This window comes from Streptomyces mobaraensis NBRC 13819 = DSM 40847, from assembly GCF_017916255.1.
Lineage (GTDB): Bacteria > Actinomycetota > Actinomycetes > Streptomycetales > Streptomycetaceae > Streptomyces > Streptomyces mobaraensis.
In genome coordinates this window covers 6,843,931-6,858,434 of the sequence record NZ_CP072827.1, presented here as the reverse complement: position 1 = coordinate 6,858,434, position 14,504 = coordinate 6,843,931, and the positions used below count along the sequence as shown (strand labels likewise).

General features: G+C 72.2%; 14 protein-coding genes and 1 pseudogene. 10 read left to right on the top strand and 5 right to left on the bottom strand.

The genetic code is table 11. The features are described from left to right. Positions 1-2 precede the first annotated feature (2 nt). The 4 genes and pseudogenes from J7W19_RS29640 to J7W19_RS29625 all read left to right on the top strand — a co-directional run bounded on the left by J7W19_RS29640 (position 3) and on the right by J7W19_RS29625 (position 6,958). Positions 3-2,306 carry an endo-beta-N-acetylglucosaminidase gene (locus tag J7W19_RS29640; RefSeq protein ID WP_004953678.1) on the top strand — a complete coding sequence of 768 codons (2,304 nt, stop codon included), beginning with the start codon at positions 3-5 and terminating at the stop codon, positions 2,304-2,306. A 78-nt stretch (positions 2,307-2,384) separates the two neighbouring features. Next, positions 2,385-5,432 carry an alpha-mannosidase gene (locus tag J7W19_RS29635; protein WP_210455404.1) on the top strand — a complete coding sequence of 1,016 codons (3,048 nt, stop codon included), beginning with the start codon at positions 2,385-2,387 and terminating at the stop codon, positions 5,430-5,432. A 99-nt stretch (positions 5,433-5,531) separates the two neighbouring features. Beyond that, complete coding sequence (locus J7W19_RS29630) at positions 5,532-5,771, top strand: DUF397 domain-containing protein (RefSeq protein WP_325176102.1); 240 nt, start codon at positions 5,532-5,534, stop codon at positions 5,769-5,771. 159 nt (positions 5,772-5,930) lie between these two features. Next, a pseudogene (locus tag J7W19_RS29625) lies at positions 5,931-6,958 on the top strand (helix-turn-helix domain-containing protein). A gap of 17 nt (positions 6,959-6,975) precedes the next feature. Here the strand turns inward: J7W19_RS29625 and J7W19_RS33565 are convergent. After that, a complete protein-coding gene (locus J7W19_RS33565) occupies positions 6,976-7,212 on the bottom strand; it encodes a DUF397 domain-containing protein (protein ID WP_004937847.1) in 237 nt (78 codons plus the stop codon). Then, the gene (locus tag J7W19_RS29615) at positions 7,209-8,051 is read right to left on the bottom strand and encodes a helix-turn-helix domain-containing protein (RefSeq protein WP_040887451.1); all 843 of its coding nucleotides are present in this window, start codon (positions 8,049-8,051) and stop codon (positions 7,209-7,211) included. Before J7W19_RS29615 ends, J7W19_RS33565 begins: the two co-directional genes overlap by 4 nt. Before the next feature lie 408 nt (positions 8,052-8,459). Here J7W19_RS29615 and J7W19_RS33560 point away from each other — a divergent pair, with 408 nt between their 5' ends. The 3 genes from J7W19_RS33560 to J7W19_RS29605 are packed head-to-tail and all read left to right on the top strand — an operon-like array spanning position 8,460 to position 9,042. Continuing rightward, complete coding sequence (locus J7W19_RS33560; protein ID WP_267939169.1) at positions 8,460-8,594, top strand: hypothetical protein; 135 nt, start codon at positions 8,460-8,462, stop codon at positions 8,592-8,594. Continuing rightward, the gene (locus J7W19_RS29610) at positions 8,591-8,809 is read left to right on the top strand and encodes a hypothetical protein (protein WP_004937857.1); all 219 of its coding nucleotides are present in this window, start codon (positions 8,591-8,593) and stop codon (positions 8,807-8,809) included. Before J7W19_RS33560 ends, J7W19_RS29610 begins: the two co-directional genes overlap by 4 nt. Beyond that, positions 8,806-9,042: a DUF7848 domain-containing protein gene (locus J7W19_RS29605; RefSeq protein ID WP_004937863.1), complete on the top strand. Its 237-nt coding sequence runs from the start codon at positions 8,806-8,808 to the stop codon at positions 9,040-9,042. Before J7W19_RS29610 ends, J7W19_RS29605 begins: the two co-directional genes overlap by 4 nt. Before the next feature lie 164 nt (positions 9,043-9,206). On the opposite strand, the gene J7W19_RS29600 is transcribed toward J7W19_RS29605, so the two are convergent. The 3 genes from J7W19_RS29600 to J7W19_RS29590 form a co-directional block, all read right to left on the bottom strand. After that, a complete protein-coding gene (locus J7W19_RS29600) occupies positions 9,207-9,521 on the bottom strand; it encodes an AzlD domain-containing protein (RefSeq protein ID WP_004937865.1) in 315 nt (104 codons plus the stop codon). Then, the gene (locus J7W19_RS29595; protein ID WP_004937868.1) at positions 9,518-10,264 is read right to left on the bottom strand and encodes an AzlC family ABC transporter permease; all 747 of its coding nucleotides are present in this window, start codon (positions 10,262-10,264) and stop codon (positions 9,518-9,520) included. The genes J7W19_RS29600 and J7W19_RS29595 overlap by 4 nt, the downstream gene beginning before the upstream one ends. Positions 10,265-10,382: 118 nt before the next feature. Further along, entirely contained in the window at positions 10,383-10,976 is a 594-nt protein-coding gene (locus tag J7W19_RS29590) for an MPN domain-containing protein (protein WP_004937872.1), read from the bottom strand. 209 nt (positions 10,977-11,185) lie between these two features. Here J7W19_RS29590 and J7W19_RS29585 point away from each other — a divergent pair, with 209 nt between their 5' ends. The 3 genes from J7W19_RS29585 to J7W19_RS29575 are packed head-to-tail and all read left to right on the top strand — an operon-like array spanning position 11,186 to position 14,501. Further along, positions 11,186-12,370: an amidohydrolase family protein gene (locus tag J7W19_RS29585; RefSeq protein ID WP_040887425.1), complete on the top strand. Its 1,185-nt coding sequence runs from the start codon at positions 11,186-11,188 to the stop codon at positions 12,368-12,370. Continuing rightward, positions 12,367-13,122 carry an O-methyltransferase gene (locus tag J7W19_RS29580; RefSeq protein ID WP_004937876.1) on the top strand — a complete coding sequence of 252 codons (756 nt, stop codon included), beginning with the start codon at positions 12,367-12,369 and terminating at the stop codon, positions 13,120-13,122. The genes J7W19_RS29585 and J7W19_RS29580 overlap by 4 nt, the downstream gene beginning before the upstream one ends. Next, entirely contained in the window at positions 13,119-14,501 is a 1,383-nt protein-coding gene (locus J7W19_RS29575) for a glutamate-cysteine ligase family protein (RefSeq protein ID WP_004937879.1), read from the top strand. Before J7W19_RS29580 ends, J7W19_RS29575 begins: the two co-directional genes overlap by 4 nt. Positions 14,502-14,504: the final 3 nt, after the last annotated feature.

Below are 14,504 nucleotides of genomic sequence, written 5' to 3'. Positions count from 1 at the left end.
TCATGCACGGACCCACCCACGGATCCGGGACCGCCGGATCCGCCCGGCCGGGCGATCGCGCCAATACCACTGGTCGCGCCGCGGCCGCCGGGGCCACCGATGTCGCCGGGACTGCCGGAGCTACCGGAGCCGCCGGAGCTGCCGGAGCCGCCGGAGCCGCCGACAGATCCGTCCCGCCTACGCCCGCCCGCACCCTCGTACCCGCCGGATCCACCCACCGGTCCGTTCCCGCCGGGACCACCCGCCGCGCGCCTGCCGCCGGGCTCGCACGCCGTACCGTCCTCGCCGCCGGTTTCGCGACCGCGTTCGCCACGCCGCTCGCCCGGCCGTCGGCGGCGCGGGCCGCCGGTCGGGCGGACGCCCCGGCGGGCGGCGCCGCGGGGAACGCGGCCCCGGACCTCCGGCCGTACGCCGCCTACTGGTTCCCCGACACCCCGCCCCCGGGCACGCCCCCGCCCGGTGTCGTCTGGCGGAGCCTCGCCCGGTGGAGACCGGAGGACGACCCCGATCTCCCCTTCAACCGCGCGTCCGTCCCGCTCGCCCCGCGGTTCACTCCCCCACCGCGCGGCGGCGCCCGGGCCGGGCAGGCCCGGATCAGCGCCCTGGTCTCCTTCGCCCCCACCTCCGGACACCCCTCCCAGGGCGGCCCGACCGCCGACCACTACGCCTTCACCCACTGGTCCCACCTCGACGAGCTGGTGTTCTGGGGCGGCTCCTCGGGCGAGGGCCTGGTCCTCGCGCCCACCGCGCCCGTCGTGGACGCCGCCCACCGCCACGGCGTCCCCGTCCTGGGCACGGTGTTCCTGCCCCCGGCGGCCTTCGGCGGCCGGCTGGAGTGGACGCGGGACCTGCTGCGCCGGGCGCCGGACGGCGGCTTCCCGCTGGCCGGCCGGCTGGCCGCGGTGGCCCGCGCGTACGGCTTCGACGGCTGGTTCCTCAACGCCGAGACGGAGGGCGGCGACGCCCGGCTCGGCGCGGACATGCGCGACTTCGTGGCGCACCTCAGGGCCACCGGACTCCGCGTCACCTGGTACGACGCGCTGGCGATCTCCGGGGACGTCGCGTGGCAGAACGAGCTGAACGAGCACAATGACGCCTTCTTCCGCGCGGCCGGCACGATGTTCGTCAACTTCGGCTGGACGCGCGGCGGCCTGCGGTCGTCCGGGGAGCGGGCCGAGGCCATGGGCCGGGACCGGTACGAGCTGTGGGCCGGCGTCGACGTGGAGGCGCGCGGCTGGGACACGCCCGTCGACTGGGACGCCGTCCTCCCGGCCGACCGCCCGCACGTGACCTCCCTGGGCCTGTACCACCCGGAGTGGACCTGGAAGCAGGCGGCCGACCGCTCCCCCGCCGCCTTCCACGCCCGCGACGACCGCTTCTGGACCGGCACGGGCGGCGCGGGAGGCACCTGGCGCGCCCCCGCCGCGTCCGTCGCCGACCGCTCCACGCTCACCGCCCTCCCCTTCGCGACCGTGTTCAACACCGGCCACGGGCTCGGCTGGTACGAGCGGGGGCGGCCCGTCCCGTCCGGCCCCTGGCACCACCTGGGCCTCCAGGACCTGCTGCCCGGCCGCCGCCGGGTGACCGCCGGCCCGGACCCGGCCCCGTCCGTCGGCTACGACTTCGCCGACGCCTGGCACGGCGGCGGCAGCCTGCTGGTGGCCGGCCCGCTCCCGGAGCCCGCGACGGTGGAGCTGTACGCCGCCCGGCTGCCGCTGTCGCCGTCCACGGTCGTCGAGCTGACGTACCGCACGGACGCGGGGAGCGCGCCGGTGCGGGTGGAGTTCACCGCGGACGCGGGGGACGGGCACACCGGCGTCCTGGCCGCCGGGCGGGCCGGCCCGGCGTGGAGCACGGTGACCGTCCGGGCGGGCGCTCTACTGCGGGGCCGCGCCCGGGGCACGCTCCGCACCCTGGGCGTACGCCTCAGCGCGCCCGACGGCGGGCCGGTGCGCTGGCGGCTGGGCCGGCTGGCCGTCCGGGACGGCGTGACGAAGCCGCCGGCCCCTCCGGGTCGCCCGACGGTCACGGCGGCGGACGTCCGCCCCGACGGCACCGCCGCCCTCCGCCTGGCCTGGCACCCGTCGCCCTCGGCCGTACGCCACTACCTCCTCCACCAGCGGCTGCCGGACGGCGGCGTCCGCTTCCTCGGCGGCACCTGTGGGCATGCCTTCTACGTTCCGGAGCTGCGCCGTACGGCCGGCGACGCGGTCACGCGCGTCGAGGTGCGCGCGGTGGACGAGCTGTACGCCTCCTCGGCCCCCGCCGTCGTCCGGTTCCGCCGGCCGGACCCGCACTCCCGGTAGGGAAGGCCCCGTAAGGAACACCCCGTAAGGAACGCCCGGCAACGAACTCCCGGTGACCCCGATCGGTAAGGACACCTGATGCACAACGACCGCACGACCACCGAAGACCGCCTGCGGCGGGTGCTGGACGAGCGCATCCGTCCGGCCGTGTACCCCGAGTCGGTGCCGCTGACCGTCGGCGTGTGGCACGCCCCGGGCGAACCCGTGCCCGTCGCGGAGGGCCTGGCGGCGCCACGCGAGCCGATCGGGCCCGGCGACGCCTGGGGCCCGGCCTGGGGGACGAGCTGGTTCACGGTGACGGGCACGGTGCCCGCCGCGTGGGCGGGGCGGACCGTCGAGGCCCTGCTGGACCTCGGCTTCGACCCCAACCTGACCGGATTCCAGTGCGAGGGCCTGGTCTACCGGGCGGACGGCTCGCCCGTGAAGGGCCTCAACCCGCGCAACCAGTGGGTGCGGATCGGCGCCCCGGTGGCCGGGGGCGAGGAGGTGCGGCTGCACGTCGAGGCCGCCGCCAATCCGGTGATCCTCGACTACGAGCCGTTCCGCCCGACCGAGCTGGGTGACCTCGCGACGGCCGACCGCCGCCCCCGCTACCGGCTGGGCCGTATGGACCTGGCCGTGTTCGACGCCGTGGTGTGGGAGCTGGTGCACGACCTGGAGGTGCTGGACGGGCTGATGACCGGTCTGCCCGAGGAGTCGCCGCGCCGCTGGGAGGTGCTGCGGGCGGTGGAACGGGCGCTGGACGCCGTGGACCTCCAGGACGTCGGCGGCACGGCCGCCCGCGCCCGCGAACTGCTCGCCGACGCCTTGTCGGCCCCGGCGCAGGCGTCGGCGCACCGGATCAGCGCCGTCGGCCACGCGCACATCGACTCGGCGTGGCTGTGGCCGCTCCGCGAGACGGTCCGCAAGGTGGCCCGGACCACGTCCAACATGACGGCCCTGCTGGATGAGGAGCCGGACTTCGTCTACGCGATGTCGCAGGCGCAGCAGTTCGCGTGGGTGAAGGAGCACCGGCCGGAGGTCTGGGCGCGGGTGAAGAAGGCGGTGGCGGACGGGCGGTTCGTGCCGGTCGGCGGGATGTGGGTGGAGTCGGACACCAACATGCCCGGGTCGGAGGCGCTGGCCCGGCAGTTCACGCACGGGAAGCGGTTCTTCCTGGAGGAGTTCGGGATCGAGACGGAGGAGGTGTGGCTGCCGGACTCGTTCGGCTACTCGGCCGCGCTTCCGCAACTCGTGCGGCTGTCGGGATCGAAGTGGTTCCTGACCCAGAAGATCTCCTGGAGTAAAACGAACACATTCCCCCACCACACGTTCTGGTGGGAGGGCCTGGACGGCACCCGCGTCTTCACCCACTTCCCGCCCATCGACACCTACAACGCCCAGCTCTCCGGCGAGGAACTGGCCCACGCCGTGCGCAACTTCCGGGAGAAGGGCGGCGCCACCCGCTCCCTCGCCCCGACCGGCTGGGGCGACGGGGGTGGTGGCACCACGCGCGAGATGCTGGCGCGGGCCCGGCGGCTCGCGGACCTGGAGGGGTCGGCCCGGGTGGTGTTCGAACGGCCGTCGGCGTTCTTCGAGAAGGCACACGCCGAGTACGCGGCGGACGCGCCGGTCTGGGCCGGCGAGCTGTACCTGGAGCTGCACCGCGCCACCCTCACCAGCCAGGCCCGCACCAAACAGGGCAACCGCCGGGCGGAACGGCTGCTGTACGAGGCGGAGCTGTGGTCGGCGACGGCGGCGGTGCGCACCGGCTTCCCGTACCCGTACGAGCGGCTGGACCGGCTGTGGAAGACCGTGCTTCTGCACCAGTTCCACGACATCCTGCCCGGCACGTCGATCGCCTGGGTGCACCGGGAGGCGGCGGCCACCTACGCGGCGGTCGCCGCCGAGCTGGAGTCGCTGGTCGCGGACGCGCTGGCGGCGCTCGCCGGGGACGGCTCGGCCGGCGGCACGGTCGTCTTCAACGCCGCGCCGCACGGACGCGCCTGCGTCGCGGCCCGGTCCGCCCGGCCGGCGGACGAGCTGCCGCGCCCGGCGCCGACGACGGCCACGGCCCGCGAGAGCGGCGGGTACGTCCTGGAGAACGGCCTGCTGAGGGTGGAGGTCGACGCGCGCGGTCTCGTCGTCTCCGTCATCGACAAGGAGACGCGCCGGGAGACGATCCCCCCGGGCGCGGCGGCCAACCTCCTCCAACTGCACCAGGACTTCCCGAACATGTGGGACGCCTGGGACGTCGACCGGTTCTACCGCAACACCGTCACCGACCTCACGGACGTGCAGTCGATGGAGCTCACGGACGACGGCGCGGTCCGGGTGGTCCGCGCGTTCGGCGCGTCCCGGGCCGAGCAGCGGATCGCGCTGCCCGACGGACTGCGGCGGGTCGACTTCACGACGGAGGTCGACTGGCACGAGACAGAGAAGTTCCTCAAGGCCGCCTTCCCGCTGGACGTGCACGCCGACCGGGTGGCCGCCGAGACCCAGTTCGGCCACCTGTACCGGCCCGCGCACACCAACACGAGCTGGGAGGCGGCCAAGTTCGAGGCGTGCGCCCACCGCTTCGTCCACGTGGAGGAGCACGGCTGGGGCGTGGCCCTGGTGAACGACTCGACGTACGGCTACGACGTGACGCGCACGGCCCGCACCCCGGACTCGTCCGCCCCGGGCGCGACCACCACCCTCCGCCTCTCCCTCCTCCGCGCCCCCCGCTTCCCCGACCCCCGGACCGACCAGGGCGCGCACCGCTTCGGCTACGCCCTGGTGCCGGGCGCCCGCATCGACGACGCCGTGTGCGAGGGCCACCGCGTCGGCATCCCGGAACGCCGCGTCCCGGGCGACCGCGGGACGCCGTCCCTGGTGCGCGTGGACGACGAGGCGGTGGTGGTGTCGGCGGTGAAGCTGTCGGACGACGGGAGCGGTGACGTCGTGGTCCGCCTGTACGAGTCCCTGGGCGGCCGGGCCCGGACGGCTGTCGCGTTCGACTTCCCGACGACGACCGTGCACCGCTGCGACCTGCTGGAACGGCCGTTGGGGGAGGTGGAGTCGACAGAGCACGGGGTGTCCCTGGAACTCCGGCCCTTCGAGATCGTGACACTGCGGGCGCGCCGCGACAGCCCGTCCGACGTCTGAGGACGCGCGCCGAAGCCGCTGCTGGGGGTGCGGGCGCGCAGCCCCAGCAAGAAATGAGGGAAATTTGAACCTGATTTCCGAATTGGCCCAAGGAATGCAGTGAGAGAAGAGGTATCAGAGGTGAGTAAAGCGGATCGCCACGAGATCACATGGCGCAAGAGTTCTCACAGTAGCGGGAACGGTCAATGTGTTGAGGTGAACGCAGACGCACGGGAAATTGCTGTCGTCCGCGACAGTAAAGAGCCGATCGGTATCCGTTTGCGCATTCAGACGGAGGCATGGGATGAGTTCATATCGGGGGTAAAAACAGCCTCCTTGATCCGGGCGAATACCCCGTAACTGCCGCTGCCCGCTATAGCCTTGAGGGTTTCAGCGCACATCCCCCGGCCAGACATTCCGGCTGAGGGTGCTCTCATTTTCGGAACTCGTGCTGTGACCGCATTGGTTGGCCGGGTTGCTCGTTGACTGGCCGGAAGCAACGACCGACGAGGGGCGGGGATGGCACCACCAGTCAGGGTCCGCAGGCTGACCGAGCAGGAAGGCCGGAAGCTCCAGCGGATCGTCCGGCGAGGCACCACCAGCGCGGTGCGGTTCCGGCGGGCGATGATGCTGCTCGCCTCGGCCGGCGAGAACACCGTCCCCGTCTTCGCGCGTCTGGTCCAGGCGGACGAGGACACCGTGCGCGACGTGATCCACCGGTTCAACGAGATCGGGCTGGCCTGTCTGGACCCTCGGTGGGCAGGAGGCCGTCCCCGCCTGCTCACCCGTGACGACGAGGACTTCGTCGCCCAGACGGCCACCACCCGCCCAACCACGCTGGACAAACCGTTCACGCGCTGGTCGCTCCGCAAGCTCGTCGAGCACCTGCACGGCAACATCGCCCGTCCTGTCCGGATCGGCCGTGAAGCCCTTCGCGGCCTGCCGGTCCGCCGCGGGATCTCCTTCCAGCGGACCAAGACCTGGGAGGAGTCCCCGGACCATCCTTCGACGCCAAGCTGGACCGGATCGAGTACGCCATCACCGAACGCCCGGACCGCACGTTCGCCTTCGACGAGTTCGGCTCACTCGGCATCCGCCCGACCGACGGCTCGTACTGGGCACCGGCCGGCCCCCGGACCGGCTGCCCGCCATCTACCGCCGCACTCAGGGCGTCACCTATTCCCACGGCTGTCACTCGGTCGGTGACGACCGGCTCTGGGGCGTGGTCCGGCGGCACAAGGGCACCGGCCATACCTGGGCTGCCCAGCGGTCGGCCCGCGCGGCCCGCCCGGACGGCGCCCCGACCTACGCGTCCTGAGCCAACCCCATCGAAGCCCACTTCGGACCCTTGCGGCAGTTCACCCTCGCTAACTCCCACCACCCCCAACCACACCGCCCAGACCCGGGCCCTGCACGCCTACCTCCACTGGCGCAATCAGAACGCGCGGCATCCCGACGTCCTGACCGCCCAACAACGCGAACGCGCACGCGTCCGCAGCGAGAAGGGAATCCGCTGGGGTGGCAGGCCACTACGACCCGAAGCCTGACCACGAAACCGGCCAACCTATGCAGTCACGGCACTAGATAGCGAAGGGTTCCTCTTTAGTTCCGATATGAACCGACTCCATGCCCTCTCCGTGACACGCAGGAAGGGGCGTCGCGGCTCTTTGCTATCACGTATCGCTATGTCTATGTTCGGCATGAGCATACTCATTTCGACGCAATTACTGTTGCTTGCGCTATAGCTGGACTTAAACCATCCAGCGTCCGCATTGGGGGGTGTATAGATAGGCTTGCTCACTTTTCCTTTTCCTTCAATCGGGTGATGAGGGAAAGTGATCTCTCGAATGGAAGCGCTGCGGCTGTAAGCCGCTCGAACGCTTCCGTGTAGCGTGCCACGTTCGCGGGTTCCTCTACGTAGAGACTGCTTTCCAGGTTCTCCAACAGGACCACCTCCATGCCAGGCTGGTTGAACCCGAGGGCTGTGAACCCGCCGGTTCCGCCCGGATGTAGCTCCGCATCCAGGGGGAGAACCTGGATGGTTACATGCGGGTATGCGGCGACATCCAGCAAGCGCTGGAGTTGGTCCCGCATGACTCCCGTTCCCGGAACACTCGCCAGCAATGCCGCCTCGTGGATGATCGCTCGAAGCCGCAATGGGTCCGGCTTCGTCAGTACGGCCTGCCGCGCCACTCGCACCTCGACAAGCGCGTCCACATCTTCGGCTGAGACTGTCATGCTGTGTGCGGTGATCACCGCACGTGCATATGCGGAGGTTTGAAAGAGGCCAGGAATCACCAACGGCTCGTAGGTGCGCACCGATGAGGCGTCCGACTCCATGCTGATCAGATCTGAGTACGCAGGAGACAGGTCGTACGTCTGCCACCATCCCCGCCGACCTCCGTCCCGCGCCATCTTGAGCAATAGATCCCGAGCGCCGTCATCGGTGAGCCCGTAGACGTCAAGGAGCCGCTCCACGTCGCCTGGCTTGGCGCCCCGCGTTGCACTCTCGATCCTGGACACTTTTGAGGTGCTGATCCCTGAGCGGGCCTCAACCTCATCCAGGGTCAAGCCGGACCCTTCACGCAAGCGTCGCAATTCGGTGCCAAGTCGCCGACGCCGCACGGTTGGTACTGCCATCCCGCGCCACCTCCCGTCGCTACCGCTGTTCAGGCCGTGCTGCCCGAGCATGCTCGCACAGAGGGATCACTCGCTGGGTTGGCAAAATTGCCAGTTTCACCGTCTCGCTTGCCAACTAGCTGTCACGTAGGTCACGCTGCTTGTGGTTCAACTACGCATCAGCCACAGCTCGTTACTGGACTCCTCCCGCCGCTACACCCGTCGGTAGGACACAGGAACGCAGTGGACCCCCGCGACCGTGCGACCGGTCCGGGGGCGTGGCCAACGCTGGATAGGAGCGCTGACATGCTCAACTCTATCTTCCGAGGGCTCCGATGGCTCAGGGACGCCGTCTTCCTCGACATCGGCCCGGAGGTTCCCGTTAGCCCCCCGGCCGCACTGACCCCACCGACCGTCCAAGAGCCCCCCGTGCGCACCCCCCAGCTCCGCTGCGGCTGCGGGCAACTCGTCCCCACCCCGACCCGCGACGGTTACGTCCTCGTACCCTCCGTCCACGGAATCAACATCGTCCGGCAGCCCCAGGCCGGGGAGACGGACCGATGACCAAACCCCCCGCGATCGGCTCGTACGTCGCCGACACCGAACGAAACAAGATCGGCCAAGTCATGGCCAACGACCGAGACCTCCTCCAACTCCGGCCGGTCGACGGCGGATTGGAATGGGACGCCAAACCGAACACCGTGCGCCCGGCAACCCTCGAAGAAGTCCTGAGCGCCAAGGTGAAAGCCGCGAACAACCGACCGAGGTGGGGCCAGTGAGCGCACACACCGTGATCCGGTACGCCGACTGGGCCATCACCCCGGACACAACGGCAGAGGCTCCGCCTCTCCTCCACGAAATGGCATGCACCACCTGTGGAGACCTCTCCGGAACCAGCGAGGACTTCGAAAAGACACGAGACTGGGCCTTTCGGCACGCCGGGCGCAACCCCTCCCACATCGGCTACCGAGAGATCATCCACCGCTCTTGGAGGGCAACCCTCGTGAGGTGAGCAAGCCCCCGCAAGCCCCGGCCTCGACCGCACCCACGTGGGAACGGTCCGCGGTCAAGGCCGGCACCCGGCCCCCGCCAAGCTCAGGCGGGGGCCTTTTCGCAGTCGGGGTGCCCCCTCCGGGGAAGGGTCCGGGGCGAACCCCCGCGGGGTGAAGCCCCGCCTCACCACCCCGTCCACCACGCCCCCACCCCCGCGTACACCCCGCACCCCACCACCACGCTCACCAACAACGGCGCCCGCCAAGCCGCCGCACCCACCACCCCAGCGGTACCCGCGACAACGGCGGGCGACGGCACCCCCACCTCACCCCCCGCCACGGCGGACACCGCCAGCACCAACAGCACGGCCAACGGCACCTGCCGCATCCACGCGGTGTCCGCGAAACGGCGGCCGAGGTGCGTCGCACCCGCGAGCCGCATGAGAAGCGTCCCGCCACCGGCGACGGCGGAGGCCAGCAGAGCGGCGGCGGAACTCACACCGCCTCACCGCCCCCGGTCCGTACGGACACCCGGAGCCGGTCCGCCACCGCCAAGAGCACCGTCATGACGACCATCGCCACCAGCTCGGCGAAGCCCCCCGCCGGACGGCAGCCGAGCACCACCGCGATCCCCATGACCGGCACCCACACCCGCCCCCACCCGTCCACCCCCCGCAGCGCGTCCACCGCCAGGGCGACGAACAGCGCGGGCAGCGCGAAGGCGGTGGCGTCCTGGGGCACGACCGGGCCCAGCGCCGCCCCGACCGCCGTCCCGCCGACCCACGCCGTCCAGCAAGCGGCGTGGACGCCGTAGCGGAAGCCGGTGGGCCGGTCCGGCCGGCCCAGGTCCAGCGCGAACGACTCGTCGGTGAGGGTGTGCGCCAGCGCCAGCCGGCCCACCGGCCGCGCCCGGCGCAGCAGCGGCCCGGCCGCCAGACTCATCGGGATGTGCCGCAGGTTGACGACGAGCATGCCCGCCGCCACGAGCAGCGGATGCTGCCCGAACGTCAGCGCCTGCAGCCCGGCCATCTGCGCCGCGCCCGCGTAGACCCATCCGGACATCAGGACCGACAGCCAGAGCGGCAGGCCCGCGCGGGTGGCGATGGCGCCGAAGGCGGCGGCGACGGGCAGGTAGCCGACGGCGGCCCCGAGCGCGTGCGCCGCGCCCTGGAGAAACGGTCCGCCACCGGACACCCGCGTATCGCGGGCCGAACGCAGGGGGATGATCCGCTCGACGGGCACTGGGCCTCCAGGCGGGGAGGGGACGGCCGTCTCCCACCCTAGGCAGGCCGCGCGACGCGCCGGGCGGCGTTCGCGGCACACCGCCCGTTCGGCCCAACGCCCGGCGGAGCGCCGTGGGTCACCAGGTGAGGACGGCTTCCCGCGTCGGGTCCCCCTCGTAGAACGCGCGGATCCGGGGCACGTCCGGGTCCACCATGGAGACGATGAGGACCCACATGCCGCTGCCGCGCGCCAGGGCCGTGTCGAAGGCGGTGCAGGAGTCGCGTACGGGGTCCTCGGGCCAGGCGATCCGGTGGGTGTGGTAGTTGCCGAAGAGGATCCACCCGTGCGCGTCGGCGTCCTCCTCGGCCCGCAGGACATCGCCGGGGCGGGCCACCCAGCCGCGCTGTTCCCGGGGCGTCGCGGTGGGGCGGGCGTGCTCGCGGTAGATCTCGTCGACGGTGTCGGCGTAGACGGGGTCGGTCCGGACGCTGTGGGTCAGCGGGTAGACGGCGGACACGGCGAGGACGCCGGGTTCCGGCCAGTCGCCGGCGAGCAGGCCGAACGCCCTCGGCTGCGGGGGCTCGCCGGGGAGGTGGCGTCCGGTCACCTTGCGCCGGGCGTGCTCCACCAGCCGGTCACGCGGTCCGGGCGGCAGGACGACGGTCCGCGCCGCGGCGACGTCCCAGGGGGACCACGGGGAAGGGCTGCTGCCGTGCGGGGTGACGGTCATGAGGCGTCCGCCTGACGGGGGCTCGCACAGTCGTGTCACCGAGAAGGTAGGGCGATGGACTCCGCTGGAGAAGGGGCGGTGGCCGCCGCCCCACGTGTTCGCGCCAACGTCGCGGAACCCCGGACGGATCCCCGCGTTCCGGGTGGTCTACCCGGGTAGACCGGGTAGAGAGTCCCGGGATCAGCGCAGAGACCTCCTGGAGTGGTGCCATGACCGCACGCCCTGATCATCCTGTGCTCGACGCCGACTGCCACATCGTGCTCCCCGACTCCGACGCCTGGTGGCGGGACAGCCTTCCGGAGAAGTACGCGCCGTGGATGCCCCGCTACGAGGACGACGTGCTCGTCGCCGAGGGCCGGATCATCGAGACACCGTCGCCCACCTTCCACGGCCGTCCCACCCAGGCGGCCTGGTTCGGCACCACCCAGGGGGCCACCTACACGCCGGGCAGCTGGGCGCTGGAGGAGCCGGCCGTGGTGGAGGTGCTGAGCGCGCTCAAACGCGGGGGGCTCGATCCGCGCGACCGGATCGCCGCGATGGACCACGAGGGCATCGACAAGGCGTTCGTCTTCCCGTCCAAGGTCCTCGGCCTGCTGCCCGCGCTGCGCAGCGCGGCCTTCGCCGCCGCGCTCGCCGCGGCGTACAACGACTACGCGGTCTCCTACTGCGCCGCCGCTCCCGAGCGGCTGGTCCCGGTGGCCGTGCTGCCGCAGCACGACGTGGTGCTCGCCGTCGAGGAGTTGCGGCGGGTGCGCGCCAAGGGCGTACGGGCCGTCATCCTGCGCCCCAACACGGTCGCGGGCACGAACGTCGACGACGAGGTCTACGACCTGCTGTGGGAGGAGTGCGAGCGGCACGGCACGGCGGTGGCGTTCCACGAGGGGTTCGGGGTCGCGAAGATCCCGCGGATCGGGACGGAGCGCACGCATGACACGATGCAAGGCCATCTGGTCAGCCACACCTTCGAGCACATGACGGCCGTGATGCTGCTGATCACCGGCGGGGTGCTGGAGCGCTTCCCGGGGCTGCGGCTCGCCTTCATGGAGAGCGGTGCCGGCTGGGCGCCGTTCTGGCTGCACCGGATGGACGACCACGTACTGCAGTTCGCCAAGGACCGGCCGCCGCTGCCGGAGCCGCCGAGCGCGTACTTCAAGCGCCAGTGCTACCTCGGCATCGAGCCGGAGGACCCGCTGCTGCCGATGCTGATCGACCAGGGGCTGGAGGACAACCTGCTGTTCGCCAGCGACTTCCCGCACTTCGACGCCACGTTCCCGGGTGCGGTCACCGGGCTGACGGACCGCAAGGACGTCGGCGAGGAGCAGAAGCGCAAGATCCTGTACGAGAACGCCCGCCGCTTCTACGGTGCCGCCGCCGAAGACCCGGCCGTCCCGTGACCGGCGATCCGGCGGAGACGGCCGCCGTCACGTCCGGCCTCGACCCGCGCGTCGCCTCGGTGCTCCGCGCCCTGGAGGAGCGGTCGGACAAGGAGCGGGCGGAGATGGAGGCGCTGCGGGCGGTCGGCGCGCTGCGCGGGCGGGCGGCGGAGTTCATGCTGGACGTCGGCCCCGAGTCGGGCCTGTTCCTGAACACCCTGGTGCGGTCCGCCCGGGCGCGGACCGTGCTGGAGGTCGGCGGATCGGTGGGCTACTCGACGCTGTGGCTGGCCGAGGCGGTCCGGGCGACCGGCGGCCGGGTGTACTCCATCGAGCCGGTCGACGGGAAGCGGGCCGAGCAGCGGGCGAACCTGCGGGCGGCCGGGCTGGAGGACGTCGTCGAGCTGACGGCGTGCGAGGCGCCCGAGCTGGTCCCCGCCCTGCCCGCACCGCTCGATCTGGTGCTGCTGGACCACTGGAAGGAGCTGTACGTGCGCGACTTCGAGGCGTGCTGGCCGGCCGTGGCGCCGGGCGGGCTGGTCGTGGCCGACAACATCCTGACCCCGAAGAAGAACGCGGCGGTGATCGCCGGGTACCGGCGGCACCTCGCCGGGCTGTCCGACGCCCGGAGTCAAGTGGTGTCCGTCGGCGCCGGCCTGGAGGTCACCGTCAAGTGTGAAGACCGGCTCATCGACGAGCGCTCCACTCCCGCCGCACCTAGCGTGTCCCCCGTCACCCCCGCCACTCCTCGCGACGGAGGCCCGCCCAGATGAAGATCGGTATCGAGTCGGAACTGCCCGTGGTCGACCGGCACGGCTTCGCGGCCGGGCGGGAGGCGGTACGGGCCGTGTTCCGCCGCCTCGCCGGGCAGGACGGCTTCCGCTCGTATGCCGACCGGCCGGGCGGGGAGACCCTGGGCGTCCGGGCGGCGCTCCCCGGCGGGACGCTCGACATCGGCACCGACTACGGGTTCTGCACCGTCGAGGCGGCCCTGCCGCCGGAGGAGGACTTCGCCCGGGCCAAGGCGGCGTGGCACGCCTGCCTGGACGACGTGCTGCTGCCGGCGCTCGCCGCGGAGGGGCTGTCGGCGCTGGGCCACGGCTGCCAGCCGCGGACGGAGACCCTGGGCGCCCCCTGGCTCGCCGACAAGGCCCACTACCGGCTCTGGCTGGAGCGGGCCGAGCGGTACCCGGGCCACTACGCGGCCGACGCGTGGCCCGGCTTCGCGGCCGTCCAGTTCAACGTCGACGTCCCTCTCGACGCGGCCGTCACCGCCTGCGACACCCTGATCAAGCTCACCCCGCTGGTCTTCGCCTGGGGCTCCAACGACGCGGTCTTCGGCGGGTCCGTCCGGCCGTGGCACTCCCTCCGGCTGCGCGGCTACACCGAACTCGCCGCGTCGAACCCGTTCTTCGCCCACCGCCTGCTCCTCCCCCACCACCTCTACCGCGACCTGTCCGACTACGTGCGGGAGGCGTGGGCGCGGCCGGTCTTCCAGGTCGAGCGGGAGGGCGCGGTCCACGCCCCGGTCGATCCCGGGCTGACCACGGCGGAGTTCGCCACGGCGGGCCGGGCGGACTTCGTGGACCAGCGGGGCGTGAAGCGGACGCTGCGCTGCACGTCCGCGGACCTCGCCACCGGACTGGTCCACTACTGGCCGGCCGTCCGGATCCGGGTGCGCCTGGACGAGTCGCTCGACGTGCCGGACATCGTCGCGGCGGTGGCGGCCGGGCGGGCCGAGGAGGTGCTGGCGGACGGCGGGCGCGGCTGCTTCGTCGAGATCCGGCACCTGCCGACGATGGGCCGCGCCGAGACGTTCGCCTGGCTGGCGATGTTCCTGGGCTGGCTGGGCGACCCGGACGGCTGCCGCGACCTGACCGCGGAGTGGACGCTGGACGACGTCCGGTCGGCGACGGAGGACGTCCTGGCGCACGGCTGGTCGGCCCGGCTGCGCGGTCGGCCGCTCCCCGAGTGGGGGGCGGCGGCGTTCGACCTGGCGGAGCGCTCGCTGCGGCGCGACCCGGTGGCGCCGTCGGTCGAACTGGCGCCGCTGGCACGCCGGTTGGCGGAGCGCACCAGCCCGTCGGCCGACACCGTCACCTGCCTGGAGCGGCACGGCGTCGAGGCGCTCGTCGACCGGCTGCGGTTGTGACGC

What these genes read in the sequence shown, in the direction of transcription:
- J7W19_RS29610 (WP_004937857.1), top strand. Translation starts at nt 8,591, where the DNA reads ATGACCAAACCCCCCGCGATCGGCTCGTACGTCGCCGACACCGAACGA.
- J7W19_RS29635 (WP_210455404.1), top strand. Translation starts at nt 2,385, where the DNA reads ATGCACAACGACCGCACGACCACCGAAGACCGCCTGCGGCGGGTGCTG.
- J7W19_RS29615 (WP_040887451.1), bottom strand. Translation starts at nt 8,051, where the DNA reads ATGGCAGTACCAACCGTGCGGCGTCGGCGACTTGGCACCGAATTGCGA.
- J7W19_RS29575 (WP_004937879.1), top strand. Translation starts at nt 13,119, where the DNA reads ATGAAGATCGGTATCGAGTCGGAACTGCCCGTGGTCGACCGGCACGGC.
- J7W19_RS29590 (WP_004937872.1), bottom strand. Translation starts at nt 10,976, where the DNA reads ATGACCGTCACCCCGCACGGCAGCAGCCCTTCCCCGTGGTCCCCCTGG.
- J7W19_RS29585 (WP_040887425.1), top strand. Translation starts at nt 11,186, where the DNA reads ATGACCGCACGCCCTGATCATCCTGTGCTCGACGCCGACTGCCACATC.
- J7W19_RS29640 (WP_004953678.1), top strand. Translation starts at nt 3, where the DNA reads ATGCACGGACCCACCCACGGATCCGGGACCGCCGGATCCGCCCGGCCG.